The organism is Streptomyces sp. NRRL B-1347, assembly GCF_000720325.1.
In the GTDB taxonomy this organism is placed as follows: Bacteria; Actinomycetota; Actinomycetes; order Streptomycetales; family Streptomycetaceae; genus Streptomyces.
The window spans coordinates 183238-195207 of sequence record NZ_JOJM01000007.1 but is presented as its reverse complement, the minus strand read 5'-3'; the positions used below and the strand labels follow the sequence as shown (position 1 = coordinate 195207).

Here is an 11970-nt window from a genome sequence, read left to right as displayed (position 1 = left end):
GGTCATGGCCGGTCAGCGGCGGCACACCGGCCCGGATGTCAGCAGGGGCGGCTCTCGGGCACCTCGAACAGCGCGTCGAGCAGCCCGCCCAGCTGGGTGCGCTGGGCGGCGTCCAGTGGAGCCAGGATGTCCTCGGCGGCGGCCCGGCGCGCGCCGCGCAGCTCCCGCAGGGCCTCGTGCCCGCCGTCGGTGAGCTCGATGCGGATGACCCGGCGGTTGGTCGGGTCCGGGGCGCGGCGCACCCGGCCGCTCGCCTCCAGGGCGTCGACCAGGCTGGTGACGGCGCGCGGCACGACTTCGAGGCGCTGGGCGAGGTCGGCCATGCGCGGCGGCGTGTCGTAGTGCGCGAGGGTGCGCAGCAGGCGGGACTGCGCGGGCGTGATGCCGATGGGCTCCAGATGGCGCTTCTGGATGCGGTGCAGCCGACGGGTCAGCCGCAGCAGCTGCTCGGCGAGGAGTCCGTCGGTGTCCGATGTGCTCATGCCGAAACAGTACAGGACCTAGTGCATTGTGAGTATAGGTAACAGTGAGCTATGCTCCCAAGGTCGCCCTCGCCGGCGCGTCACCCGCAGCCGGCGATCTCGACTGTGCGCCACCCGCGCCCGGCGATGTCATCCGCGCGCGACGCGCGTCGGGCGATCCCGTCCGTGCGCGACCCGCGTCCGGTGATCCCGTCCGTGCGCGGCCCACGACCCGCGTCCGGCGACCTCGCCGACGTGCCATCCGCGCCCGGCGTCCCGCCGGAGCGTCAGCCGTGCCCGGCGTCCCCGCCGACGCGCCACCGGCTTCCCGCCGAACGCGTCGCGTGCTCGTGGGCGCGTCCCGTCCCCGCCGGCGCACCGCCGCCGACGTCCCGCTACGTCCCGTAGGAGCCCATGCCTCACGAAGAACCCGCCCGGAGCCCGCGCTCCGGCGAGCCGGAAGAGTCCCACCAGCTGCGCCGCATCCTGCGCCTCTTCCGCCCGTACCGCGCCCGCCTCGCCGTCGTCGGCCTGCTGGTGTGCGCCGCGTCCCTGGTCTCGGTGGTGACGCCCTTCCTCCTCAAGGAGATCCTCGACACCGCGATCCCGCAGGGCCGCACCGGGCTGCTGAGCCTGCTCGCCCTCGGCATGATCCTCAGCGCGGTCGTCACCAGCGTCTTCGGCGTCCTGCAGACGCTGATCTCCACGACCGTCGGCCAGCAGGTCATGCACGATCTGCGCACCGCCGTGTACGGCCGCCTCCAGCGCATGTCCCTCGCCTTCTTCACCCGCACCCGCACCGGCGAGGTCCAGTCCCGCATCGCCAACGACATCGGCGGCATGCAGGCGACCGTCACCTCCACGGCGACCTCCCTCGTCTCGAACCTGACGAGCGTCATCGCGACGGTCGTCGCCATGCTCGCCCTCGACTGGCGCCTGACCGTCGTCTCCCTGCTGCTGCTCCCGCTGTTCGCGTGGATCAGCCGCCGCGTCGGCCGCGAGCGCAAGAAGATCGCCACCGAGCGGCAGAAGCAGATGGCCGCGATGGCCGCCACCGTCACCGAGTCCCTCTCGGTCAGCGGCATCCTGCTCGGCCGCACGATGGGCCGCGCCGACTCGCTCACGCGCTCCTTCGCCGACGAGTCCGCCGACCTCGTGAGCCTGGAGGTGCGCTCCAACATGGCCGGGCGCTGGCGCATGGCCGTGATCACCATCGTCATGGCCGCGATGCCCGCCGTCCTCTACTGGAGCGCTGGCCTCACCTTCCAGATGGGCGGGCCCACCGTCTCCATCGGCACGCTCGTCGCCTTCGTCTCGCTCCAGCAGGGGCTGTTCCGGCCGACGGTCAGCCTGCTCTCCACCGGTGTGCAGATCCAGACCTCGCTCGCGCTCTTCCAGCGCATCTTCGAGTACCTGGACCTGCCCATCGACATCACCGAGCGCGACCGCCCCGTGCACCTGGACCGCGTCAAGGGCGAGGTCCGGTTCGAGGACGTGGAGTTCCGCTACGACCCGCAGGGCGCCGCCGTCCTCGAAGGCATCGACATCACCGTGCCCGCGGGCGGCAGCCTCGCCGTCGTCGGCCCGACGGGCTCCGGCAAGTCCACCCTCAGCTATCTGCTGCCGCGCCTGTACGACGTGACGGGCGGACGCGTCACGCTCGACGGCGTCGACGTGCGCGACCTGGACTTCGACACCCTCGCGCGCACCATCGGCGTCGTCTCCCAGGAGACGTACCTCTTCCACGCCTCGGTCGCGGACAACCTCCGCTTCGCCAAGCCGGACGCCACCGACGAGGAGCTGCACGAGGCCGCGCGGGCCGCCCAGATCCACGACCACATCGCGGCCCTGCCCGACGGCTACGACACCGTCGTCGGCGAGCGCGGCCACCGCTTCTCCGGCGGCGAGAAGCAGCGCCTCGCCATCGCCCGCACGATCCTGCGGGACCCGCCCGTCCTGATCCTGGACGAGGCCACGAGCGCCCTCGACACCCGTACGGAACACGCCGTGCAGCAGGCCATCGACGCCCTGTCGGCCAACAGGACGACGCTCACCATCGCCCACCGCCTGTCCACCGTGCGCGGCGCCGACCAGATCGTGGTGCTCGACGCCGGACGCGCCGTGGAGCGCGGCACCCACGAGGAGCTGCTCGAACGGGACGGGCGTTACGCCGCCCTCGTCCGCAGGGACGCCCGGCTGGAGCCGGCGACGTAGAGATATGCCGGAAATATGACAAAAGGCGGGTTACCGTGCCCGCATGCACACCACCACCCCGCCACGGGGCACGAAACGCGGAGCGCTCCGGCTGACGCGCCGGGGCCGGATCGCCCTGATCGCGACCGGAGCCGTCGCGGCGGCCACCGCCGTGGCGGTCCCGCTGCTGCTCCCGGACGACGAAGTAGAAGCGCGGCCCAGGACGCTGACGATCCCCGAGGGCTGGCGCTCCAGCCAGGTGTACGAGGCCGTCGACACGGCCCTGAAGGTCTCCAAGGGCACCACGAAGAAGGCCGTCGACCGGGCGGGCCTGAAACTGCCCGGCGACGCGGGCGGCAACCCCGAGGGATATCTGTTCCCGGCCACGTACCCCATCAGCTCCCAGTCGACCCCGGCGTCCGTCCTGTCGTACATGGTGGACACCGCGAACAAGCGGTTCAGCGGCGGACACGTCACCGCGGGCGCCGACCGGAACGCGGTGAACGTCTACCAGACCGTCACCATCGCGAGCATGATCGAGGCCGAGGCGGGTTCCAAGGAGGAGATGGGCAAGGTCGCCCGCGTCATCTACAACCGCCTCGACCGGGGCATGCCGCTGCAGATGGACTCCACGATCAACTACGCCCTCAACCGCTCCACGCTCAACACCACCACCCGCGACACCAAGCTCAACAGCCCCTACAACACCTACGCCCGCATGGGCCTGCCCCCCACCCCGATCGGCAACCCCGGCGAGGCCGCGATGCGCGCCGCGACGAACCCGACCCCCGGGGACTGGCTGTACTTCGTGACGGTGAAGCCGGGGGACACCCGGTTCACCGCGAACTACGAGGAGCAGCAGCGCAACGTGGCGGAGTTCAACAGGAACCGATGACCGGCGGGGGAGGTGCGTTCGCGTAGGCCGGAAGTCGTCCTCGCGCCCCCGCGCCCCATTGATGGCTCGTCGCATCGCCGCTTCCATGGCCCTCCTGACGGCGCACACGCCGCCGGTCCGGTCGGCGAGGGGGATGGGGAAGGATGCGCGAGCGCAGCGTCCGCGTGGGGAGAGCCAGGAGATCCAGGGCGCGGCGGGGTGGTTTATCCGGTGCGGCGGCGCTGATCAGCGCCGCCGCACTCGTGGTTTCGACGGCTCCCGCCGGGGCGGCGCCCGGAGGGAGGACGCCGCCGAGCCCCGGTGAGGTGATTCCGGGGCAGGAGACGAAGACTCCGGCCCTGGTGGACGGCATCAGGGAGAAGGCGCCCAGGGCGGCGAGCGCGGCGGACGCCGCCCGTGCGCACCTGGAGCAGAAGGAGAGCCGCTACCGGATCGCCGACCCCGACCGCGACCTGAAGTCCGCGCGGACCAGCAGGGCGGCGGGCGGCCAGGAGACCGTGCGGCTCCACCAGAAGCACCGGGGCGTGGCCGTCCTGGGCGGCCAGTACGTCGTGCGGATGGAGAACGAGGGCGGCGAACGCGTCGTCACCGGCACCTCCGGCAAGTACTTCACCGGGCTGCGGACGAACACGACGCCCGAGGTCAGTGCGGAGGTCGCCGTCGAGCGGGCCGTCGACCGCGTGCTCACGGACCTGACCACGGGGAACTTCACCCGCAAGGCCGGGACGGACGCGGCCGACGACGGCGAGACACCCCTCAAGGGCACGGCCCGCGGCCTCGTCGTGCTGCCGAAGGGGGAGGGCGTCCTCACCCACCACGTCACCGTGCGCGGCACCGACCCGGCCACCGGCGAACCCGTGCTGCGCGAGGTCTACGTCGACGCGCGCGCCGGGTACCCCGTCCTCCAGTACAGCGGTATCAAGACGTTCGGGGGCCGCACGGCACCGGGCGCGGCGGGCGGGGTGCCCGCGGCGCGCCCCGCGGTACGGGCGCGGGCGGAGCCGCGCGAGCAGGGCTCCGGCGTCAAGCTGGACGGCACGTCCGTCGCCCTGGACGTGGAGCGCGACACCTGGCGTGAGCAGTACGTGCTGCGCGACACCACCCGCATCCCGGACGACGAGGGCTGGGGCCGCACCCTGTCCACCTGGGACGCGCGCGACAAGTCCGTCGGCGAGGTGATCGGCCAGTGGCCGCCGGGGATCCAGGAGTTCGGCTCGCCCACCACCGCCTTCGGCAGGGACGCGACCGACGCGGGCGCCGTGGACGCGCACTGGAGCGGCGCGCGGGTCTTCGACTACTTCAAGAACAAGCACGGCCGCGTCAGCCTCGACGGGCACGGCATGACCGTCAACTCCCTGGTGGGCGTGACGAACGGCGGACACCCGTACGTCAACGCCTTCTGGGACGGCGAGAAGATGGTCTACGGCAACGGCGACGAGGAGTACCGGCCGCTGTCCGCGGGCCTGGACGTCGTCGGCCACGAGATGACCCACGGCGTCGTGGAGCACACCGCGGCGCTGGTGTACGCGGGCCAGTCCGGCGCCCTGAACGAGGCGATGGCCGACTACTTCGGCAACGCCATCGAGGCCGACGCCTACGGCATCCCCACCGGCCACCCCGACTCGGGCCTGGTCGGCGATCGCCTGTGCCGCACCAAGTCCCCGCGCGCGTGCGCCTTCCGCGACCTGGGCGACGGCCGGAACACCGCCAAGCACTTCCTCGGCGTCGGCTTCGGCACCGACAACGGCGGCGTGCACCTCAACTCCACCATCTTCGGCGGCGCGCTCTGGGACGCCCGCGAGGACCTCGGCGACACCCTCACCGACAAGATCGTGTACCGGGCGCTCGCCCAGTACCTGACCCCCCTCGACGGCTTCACCGAGGGCCGGGCCGCGGTGCTCGCCGCCGCCGGGGACCTCAACGCCGACGCGGGACAGCTGAAGGCCCTCCAGCGCGCCTTCAACGCCCACGGCATCGTGCCCGGCTGGGAGCTGGCCCTCGGCGTGGACTCCGACACGCTGCTCGACCGGGTCAACACCCAGGACACCCGCCTCGGTTCGGGCGGCGGCCTGTGGACCGCGTCCCAGTCCGACGAGGCGGGCTCCGAGCCGTACTCGGTGTGGGCCGGGCGCGCGGACGGCCGTGGCCAGGCCAAGCTGATGAGCCCCAACGACGGCCGCTACCACGTCAATCCGGCCACCGACGGCCGGACGGTGGTGTGGCAGGCGCACGGCCCCACCGGCGTGGACATCCTCGCCCGGCCGTTCGCGGGCGGCCCGGTCAAGAAGCTCTGGCACAACAGCCGGGGCGTCGCCGACGCCGTGGACGTCGACGGCGACGTCGTGACCTTCTCCTACTACAACCACGGCGGCCGCCAGGGCGTGAAGTACTTCAGCCTCAAGGACCCGCAGAACGGCGGCAGCATCGGTGGCGGAACCTACCACCGCGCCTCCTTCCCGTCGGTGAGCAACGGCAAGGTCGCCTACCAGGAGCGGCGCCGGGTGCGCGCCGAGTACGCGTACACCACGCGGCTCGTCGACGTCGCCACCGGCGAGAACAAGGTGGTCGAGCAGGTGCCGGGCAGCACCGGCCTCGGCCCGACGGCCGTCACCGCCCGGCACGTGTTCTGGCTGCGGGACGCCGTCCGCGGCGACGGGACGACCGCCGTGCGCCGCGCGGACATCGACGGCTCGCACATCGTCGACCTCAGCTCCGAGGACGCGCCCGGCGCGCTGAACGCGTACGACCTGACGGCCTCCGACGAGGCGGTGACGGTCGGCGCCCGGCTGCCCGACACGACGTGGCGCAACGAGACGCTGGCCAAGCTCTGGCAGTTCGCCGCGAGCGGCGACCCGAAGGACCCGGCCACGCGCAAGGGCCGCGTCTCCTGCAACCGCGGCGAGCAGCTGTCCGCCGCCGCGGGCCCCGGCAGCCAGGTGGTGTGGATCGACGCGACCACCGGCATCAGCGAGGTCGTGACGCGCACGCGGCCGACAGGTACGTGTTCCTGAGGTCCAGTTCCGCCCCCCCCCCCACGAAAGGTTCAGGTGCACGATCATGAAGAGAACCACGCGCCGCCGTGCGGCGGCCGTCCTGTCCGCCGCGACGCTCGCCGCGGGCCTTCAGCTCGGTGCCGCGTCCGCTACCGGGGCCGCCCCGCCCGGAACCCCGGCGACGCCGGGCGATCTGCGCCTCGCCGGGGCCGGGGAGACGGCCGTGCCGGACGGCTGGCTCGTGGTCCTGAAGGACACGCGGGGGAGCGCCGTGCCCGACGTGGCGCGCGACCTCGTCGGGCGGGCCGGCGGGGCGCGGCTCGGGCACGTGTACCGGGCCGCCCTGCACGGCTTCTCCGCGACGATGAGCCGCGCGCGGGCCGAGCGCGTGGCCGCCGACCCGCGGGTCTCGTACGTCCGCCAGGACACGCGCGTGCGCCTCGGCGCCACTGCCCTCGACGAAACGCAGCCGGACGCCCCGTGGGGCCTCGACCGGATCGACCAGCGCCGCCTTCCCCTGTCCGGCACGTACACGTACCGCACCACCGCTCCCGACGTCAGCGTGTACGTCATCGACACCGGCCTTCGCACCACGCACCAGGAGTTCGGCGGGCGGGCCTCGGTCGGCGTCGACACCGTGGGCGACGGCCAGAACGGCAACGACTGCCACGGCCACGGCACCCACGTCGGCGGCATCGCCGCCGGCCGGACCTACGGCGTCGCCAAGCAGGCCAAGGTGGTGGCCGTGCGGGTCCTGAACTGCCAGGGCTCGGCCACCACGGCGGGCGTCGTCGCGGGCGTCGACTGGGTGACGGCCCAGAAGGCCAGGCCCGCCGTGGCGAACATGAGCATCGGCGGCCAGCCGAGCGACGTCCTCGACAACGCCGTGCGCAACTCCATCCGCTCCGGCGTCACGTACGCGGTCTCGGCGGGCAGCGCGGGCTCGTCCACGGGCGCCTGCTCCACCTCGCCCGCGCGGCTGCCCGAGGCCATCACCGTGGGCGCGAGCGACCGCGCCGACCGCCGGGCCTCCTCGTCCAACTACGGCCAGTGCGTGTCCCTCTTCGCGCCCGGTGTGCAGATCCCGTCGGCCTGGAAGGACAGCGACAGCTCGACCAACACCATCAGCGGGACGTCCATGGCGACCGCCCACGTGACGGGAGCGGCGGCCCTGCACCTCGCCTTCCGCCCCGGGGACACCCCGGCGCAGGTGAAGCGCGGCCTCGTCGACAACGCGACCACGGGCGTGCTCCAGGGCACCCCGCCCGTGGTGCCGAACAAGCTCCTGTACACCCTGTATCTGCCCTGATCGGGACATATCGTATGAGTTTTTCCCATATCTGATCTGTCCGGTTAAAGTGCTCCTCTTCCCCCCGAAGCAGGAGCCCTCGCGTCATGCCCGTACCCCAGCACGCCCCCGACCAGCGACGTCACCGCCGTCGGCGGTGGTACGTCCCCGTCGGGGCGGCCGGGGCCGCGGCCGTCCTCGCCTGGGCGGCCTGGGGCGCCTTCAGCCCCACCACGACGGCGTCCGCCGACACGGCGGACGCCCCGGTGACCGCCGAGCCCCGGCGCCCCACGGCGCAGGCCGTCCTGCGCGACGCCGTCTCCTCCGCGTACGCCACCGCGCTGCCCCGCCCCGAAGGGCAGGTCGCCATCGGCGTCCGGGACGTGACCACGGGCGCCGTCGCCACCGTCGGGGACACCGGCTTCCGCTTCCACACCGCGAGCGTCGTCAAGTCGCACATCCTGGCCGCGCTCCTGCTCAGGTCCCAGGACGAGCGGCGGCCCCTGACCGAGCGCGAGACCGCCCTGGTCACGCCGATGATCCGGCAGAGCGAGAACGAGCCCGCCACCGCGCTGTGGCCGCTGGTCGGCGGCAGCTCCGGCATGGCGGCGGTCTACCAGCGGCTCGGCATGAAGGACACCACGCCCGGCGAGGACGGCCTGTGGGGCCTCACCACCACCACGGTCGGCGACCAGCTCCGCTTCCTGGACGTGCTGCACCGAACCGACTCGCCCCTTTCGCGCCCGTCGCGGACGTACCAGCTGCACCTGATGAGCACCCTCGACAAGGAGCAGATAGAGGGCGGCGTGCACACCATCGCCGACCCCGGCACCACCTACCCTGCCAAGGACGGCTGGCTGCCGCGCAGCCGGACCGGCCTGTGGATCATCAACAGCATCGGCCGCGTCCAGGTCGACGGCCGCCTCCTGGACGTCGTCGCGCTCTCCCAGGACCAGCTCTCGCAGACCGCGGGCGTCGAGCAGGTGCAGAAGGCGCTGCGCCACGTGGCGCCGGCGGCGGCACGGGCGCTCGACACGCGTGAGCGAACCGGTCAGCCGCCCGTGGCCGCGCGGTAGGCCGAGGTGATGGCGTCGATGGCCCTCTCGCCGGAGTGTGCGGACGCGTGCATGTGGCGGCTGGCCTCCACGATGCGGGTCGTGGCCTCCCGGCGCTCCGTCTCGTACGCGGCGAGCGCCGTACGCGGGTCGTCGGCGGCGGCCAGGCGCTCGGCGAGGACGCCCGCGTCGATGACGGCCTGCGTCGCTCCGTTGGCGCCCACGGGGTACATGGGGTGCGCGGCGTCCCCGAGCAGCGTCACCCGGCCCTCGCCCCAGCGCGGCAGCGGGTCGCGGTCCACCATGGGGTAGCGCAGGAGCAACTCGCTGCCGGTGACCAGGTCGTGGACGGAGCGGCCGCCGATCCGCCAGCCCTCGAAGTGCGGCAGGACGTCCTCGGGGCGCGCCGGCGCGTTCCAGTCCGCGGCCGCCGGGTCCAGCGGCCCCGGCTCGGCCACGATCACCAGGGCCACCCAGTTGAGCAGGGACCGGCCGCGGTCGTCGGCCGGGCGGGAGATCGGGTACGCCAGGAACTGCGCGTCGTGTTTCCCGTCGGGGCGCGGGCCGTCCGTGGCGATGACCGCCGAGCGGCCCGTCACGAAGCGCTCGGTCTCCAGGACGCCCCGCCACATCCGCACCCCCGACCACAGCAGCGGGCCCTGCTCGGGGTGGAGAGCGGCACGGACCGTCGAGTGCAGCCCGTCCGCGCCGACCAGCAGCCCGGCGCTCAGGACCGAGGCGGCCCCCGTGGCCCGGTCGGTGACCCGGACGCGTACCTCCTCCTCGGTCTGGATAAAGCGTTCTACTCGGTTGCCGGTGCGTACCGCGTCCGCGCCGAGCCGCTCGCGCACGGCGTCGAGCAGCAGCATCTGCAACTCGCCGCGGTGGATGGAGTACTGGGGCCAGCGGTACCCCCGCGCGAGCCCTCGCGGGTCCGCGAACATCGGCTCGCCCCGCGAGTCGGCGTACCGGTGCTCGGCGGTCGGGATCGCGACGGCGGCGAGGGCGTCCCCCAGGCCCAGCTCGGTGAGGACCCCCACGGCCTGCGGCTGGAGGTTGATGCCGACGCCGAGCGGCCGTATCTCGCGGACGCTGTCGACGACGGTGACGCCGATCCCGACGGCGTGCAGGCTCAGGGCGGCGGTGAGGCCGCCGATGCCCGCGCCCGCGATGAGGACATGGCTGTTCATGGGCTTCGCTCCCGTGAAGTGAGGTGCCGCTGACGCTTCGTGCGGCTGATGTCGTGTCCTTCCACGGTCGGGGGCGCCGGTACAGAAGTCCAACAGCTGGATCTGCTGCGAGCCAGCACGTCTGCTTATGGCCCTCGTCCTGTGACGCTCGGCCTGTACGGCCACCCCGCATATGCGGCTATAAGGGGAATAGTTCATACTCGGCTACGAGCGCCACACCGGCGCTCGCACCACATCTGCCCCGCCCGCCACACGTGTGCGCGGGGCCCGAAGGGATGAGATATCCCGTGGCCCGTGACCTGAACTCCTCAGGCCCCGCCGCGGAAAGCCGCCCGACGCCCGCTCCGGGACGTTGGGCCGCACTCGCTGTGCTGTGCGCCAGTCTGCTCCTGGTGGCCATGGACGCCACCATCCTCAACGTGGCGCTCCCGTCACTGATCGACGACATGCGGCCGACCGCCGTGCAACAGCTGTGGATCATCGACATCTACGGCCTGGTCCTCGGCGGACTGCTCGTGACCTCCGGCGCGGTCAGCGACCGGTTCGGCCGCAAACGCCTCTTCCTGACCGGCCTCGTGCTGTTCGGCCTCGCCTCCGTCGTCGCCGCGACCGCCGCGACACCCGCGCAACTCATCGCCGGGCGCGTGCTGCTCGGCATCGGCGGCGCGATGGTCATGCCGTCGACGCTGTCGCTGATCCGTGGCGTCTTCACCGACCCACGCGAACGGACCCTCGCCATCGGCATCTGGGCCGCGGTCGCGGGCGCGGGAGCCGCCGTCGGCCCGCTCGTCGGCGGGCTGCTCGTGGAGACGCACGGCTGGTCGGCGGCGTTCTGGGTGAACGTGCCCATCGTCGTCGTGACCGTGGTCGCCGGCATCAAGCTCCTGCCCGAGTTCCGCAGCGTGGGCAACGGCTCGCTCGACTGGCCCGGTGCCGCGCTCTCCGTCGTCGGCGTGATCGCGCTCGCCTGGGGCATCAAGCACGTCGCCAAGGGCGGTCTCGCCGTCGGTGACCTGGCCATCCTGGCCCTGGGCGTGCTCCTCCTCGCCGTGTTCACCCGGCGCCAACTGAGGCTCACCGATCCGCTCCTGGACGTGCGCCTGTTCACGCGCCGCGCGTTCACGGCCGCGGCGCTCGCCATCTTCCTCGCCATGCTCGCGATCGGCGCGGCCCTGTTCCTGATGTCGCTCTGGCTCCAGTACGTCCACGGGTACTCGCCGTTCGGTGCCGGGCTGCGGACGCTGCCCGCGGCCGGCGCGATGCTCGTCGGCTCGCTGATCACACCGTGGCTCATGGAGCGCTGCGGCGTGCGGGCCGTGATGGCGCTAGGCCTCGGCGGCCTCGTCGTCGGCTTCCTGGTGCTCGCCCTGTCACCGGAACCCACGCCCTACGGCGTGGTGGCCGTCGTGTTCGTCGCCCTCGGCCTCGGCGACGGACTCGCCGTCACCGCGTCCGCCGCCGTCCTCGTGTCCGCCGTCCCCGCCGAACGCGCCGGGCAGGCCGGTGCCGTGTCGGAGACCGCGTACGAACTGGGCATCGGGCTCGGCGTCGCGCTGCTCGGCTCGCTGCACGCGACCGCCTACGCCGGGCACATGGACGGCCGTCCCACCGCCGCGCGGGAATCCATCGGCGGCGCCGTCGAGGCCGCCGGGACGCTGGGCGGCACGGCGGGCGACCGCCTCCTGGACGCGGCCCGGGCGGCGTTCGAGTCCGCCCTGACGACCACGGCGTACGTCAGTGTCGGCATCGTGACGGCGGTCGCCCTGCTCGTCGTGTGGCTGGTGCCGCGCGGCTTCCGGGCGAGCGGCGGGCACTGAGCCGCGCCCGGCCCTCGGGCGCTGACCTGGCGGATCGCGCTCGCCCCCTGGCGGACGCTCTGCTTCCACCGAGCCCCG

Annotated in this window: 8 protein-coding genes; 6 read left to right on the top strand and 2 right to left on the bottom strand. The window is 73.0% G+C overall.

What is annotated here, in order from left to right:
- Positions 1–38: 38 nt before the first annotated feature.
- The gene (locus IG74_RS0110345) at positions 39–482 is read right to left on the bottom strand and encodes a MarR family winged helix-turn-helix transcriptional regulator (RefSeq protein WP_030673274.1); all 444 of its coding nucleotides are present in this window, start codon (positions 480–482) and stop codon (positions 39–41) included.
- Between the two features lie 393 nt (positions 483–875).
- Between IG74_RS0110345 and IG74_RS0110340 the strand changes: the two genes are divergently transcribed.
- The 5 genes from IG74_RS0110340 (at position 876) to IG74_RS45745 (ending at position 8906) form a co-directional block, all read left to right on the top strand.
- Positions 876–2675, top strand: coding sequence for an ABC transporter ATP-binding protein (locus IG74_RS0110340; RefSeq protein ID WP_030673271.1), 1800 nt, complete (start codon positions 876–878; stop codon positions 2673–2675).
- A gap of 43 nt (positions 2676–2718) precedes the next feature.
- The gene (gene mltG / locus IG74_RS0110335) at positions 2719–3549 is read left to right on the top strand and encodes an endolytic transglycosylase MltG (RefSeq protein WP_030673269.1); all 831 of its coding nucleotides are present in this window, start codon (positions 2719–2721) and stop codon (positions 3547–3549) included.
- 143 nt (positions 3550–3692) lie between these two features.
- Positions 3693–6560 carry a M4 family metallopeptidase gene (locus tag IG74_RS0110330; RefSeq protein ID WP_078868696.1) on the top strand — a complete coding sequence of 956 codons (2868 nt, stop codon included), beginning with the start codon at positions 3693–3695 and terminating at the stop codon, positions 6558–6560.
- Positions 6561–6606: 46 nt separating this feature from the next.
- A complete protein-coding gene (locus IG74_RS0110325; protein ID WP_030673262.1) occupies positions 6607–7851 on the top strand; it encodes a S8 family peptidase in 1245 nt (414 codons plus the stop codon).
- Positions 7852–7937: 86 nt separating this feature from the next.
- Entirely contained in the window at positions 7938–8906 is a 969-nt protein-coding gene (locus IG74_RS45745) for a serine hydrolase (protein ID WP_051854756.1), read from the top strand.
- Here IG74_RS45745 and IG74_RS0110315 read toward each other — a convergent pair.
- Positions 8882–10075: an FAD-dependent monooxygenase gene (locus IG74_RS0110315; RefSeq protein WP_051854755.1), complete on the bottom strand. Its 1194-nt coding sequence runs from the start codon at positions 10073–10075 to the stop codon at positions 8882–8884. The two genes, IG74_RS45745 and IG74_RS0110315, sit on opposite strands and share 25 nt — an antisense overlap.
- A gap of 287 nt (positions 10076–10362) precedes the next feature.
- Here IG74_RS0110315 and IG74_RS0110310 point away from each other — a divergent pair, with 287 nt between their 5' ends.
- Positions 10363–11892 carry an MFS transporter gene (locus IG74_RS0110310; RefSeq protein ID WP_234334289.1) on the top strand — a complete coding sequence of 510 codons (1530 nt, stop codon included), beginning with the start codon at positions 10363–10365 and terminating at the stop codon, positions 11890–11892.
- The last annotated feature ends 78 nt before the right edge of the window (positions 11893–11970 follow it).

Coding starts and splice junctions, on each gene's coding strand:
- IG74_RS0110345 (WP_030673274.1), bottom strand. CDS start 482: ATGAGCACATCGGACACCGACGGACTCCTCGCCGAGCAGCTGCTGCGG.
- IG74_RS0110340 (WP_030673271.1), top strand. CDS start 876: ATGCCTCACGAAGAACCCGCCCGGAGCCCGCGCTCCGGCGAGCCGGAA.
- IG74_RS45745 (WP_051854756.1), top strand. CDS start 7,938: ATGCCCGTACCCCAGCACGCCCCCGACCAGCGACGTCACCGCCGTCGG.
- IG74_RS0110330 (WP_078868696.1), top strand. CDS start 3,693: ATGCGCGAGCGCAGCGTCCGCGTGGGGAGAGCCAGGAGATCCAGGGCG.
- mltG (WP_030673269.1), top strand. CDS start 2,719: ATGCACACCACCACCCCGCCACGGGGCACGAAACGCGGAGCGCTCCGG.
- IG74_RS0110325 (WP_030673262.1), top strand. CDS start 6,607: ATGAAGAGAACCACGCGCCGCCGTGCGGCGGCCGTCCTGTCCGCCGCG.
- IG74_RS0110315 (WP_051854755.1), bottom strand. CDS start 10,075: ATGAACAGCCATGTCCTCATCGCGGGCGCGGGCATCGGCGGCCTCACC.